A 1,191-nucleotide genomic window follows, 5' to 3' on the forward strand; every position below is an offset into this window, starting at 1 on the left:
CTAGTGTTGTGTTTCATTAATTTGTTTATTTATTCAATAGTTTGAAATAAAATGGTGGACGCTTCTTTCGATGAGTGTCCACCATGAGCAAGCCGGCGGCAGAATTTCACTTGTCTGACTCGGATCGCACCGAGCTGCGAGCATGGTTGCGTAAGACCACGCTTGACCAACGGCTGGCCCAGCGCGCCAGAATTCTGCTGGAGCTGGACGCCGCGATGCCGCCTGCCAAGGTGAGTGAACGCCTGGGATTGTCGGCACCTGTGGTGTTCAAGTGGCGCAATCGGTACGAGGAACAGGGGCTTGAGGGGTTGAGGGATCTCCCGCGTCCCGGGCAGCCCCGCAAGCTCAGTGAACAGAAGGTGCACGAGATCCTCACGCTCACCACACAGCGCGTCCCGGCCGAGGCCACGCATTGGAGCTTGCGGCTGATGGCTAAGCACACCGGGGCCTCCGTCTACCAGGTACGTCAGGTCTGGCAGGCGGCGGATCTGAAGCCGCATCGGCTGCAGACCTTCAAGATCAGCAATGACCCGCACTTCGCCGAGAAGGTCGTCGACGTGGTGGGCCTGTACATGGCCCCGCCCGAGAACGCCGTCGTGCTCTCGGTCGATGAGAAGACGCAGATTCAGGCGCTCGATCGCACGCAGCCCATGCTGCCGTTGCGCCCGGGGCAGGTCGAGCGGCGCACGCATGACTACAAGCGCCACGGCACAGCGAGTCTCTATGCGGCGTTCGACATTCTCACGGGCAACGTCATGGGGCGTATCACGGCACGCCACCGCGCAAAGGAGTTCCTCGACTTCATGCGCCAGATCGACAAGGCGACAGACCCCGCCCTGGACTTGCACGTCATCCTCGACAATAGTTCCACGCATAAAACGGCGGAAGTCAAAGCCTGGCTGGCCAAGCACCCCCGCGTGAAGTTGCACTTCACGCCCACGAGTGCCTCGTGGCTGAACGCCGTCGAGCGATGGTTCGCAAGCCTTGAGCGCCGAGCCTTGTATCGAGGCGCCTTTGGCAGCGTGCAGGAGTTGCGCGAGGCCATCCGCCAGTTTATCGATACCCATAATGCCTATAGCGCCAAGCCATTTCGTTGGACCAAGAGCGCCGAGGCCATCCTCGCGAAAGTCGCGCGTGCAAGAGCGGCCACAGCTGGGTATAAATAATCGTATTAATAAAACACCACACTAG

General features: G+C 59.8%; 1 protein-coding gene. It reads left to right on the top strand.

Annotation, left to right across the window (positions count from 1 at the left end; genetic code table 11):
• Positions 1 to 83: 83 nt before the first annotated feature.
• Positions 84 to 1,166 carry an IS630 family transposase gene (locus HNR28_RS18060; RefSeq protein ID WP_043681547.1) on the top strand — a complete coding sequence of 361 codons (1,083 nt, stop codon included), beginning with the start codon at positions 84 to 86 and terminating at the stop codon, positions 1,164 to 1,166.
• Positions 1,167 to 1,191 lie beyond the last annotated feature (25 nt).

It is taken from the genome of Castellaniella defragrans, assembly GCF_014203015.1.
GTDB classification, from domain to species: Bacteria; Pseudomonadota; Gammaproteobacteria; order Burkholderiales; family Burkholderiaceae_B; genus Castellaniella; species Castellaniella defragrans.

Bases quoted from the DNA above. Each gene is read 5' to 3' on its own strand.
- HNR28_RS18060 (WP_043681547.1), top strand. From the start codon at position 84: ATGAGCAAGCCGGCGGCAGAATTTCACTTGTCTGACTCGGATCGCACC.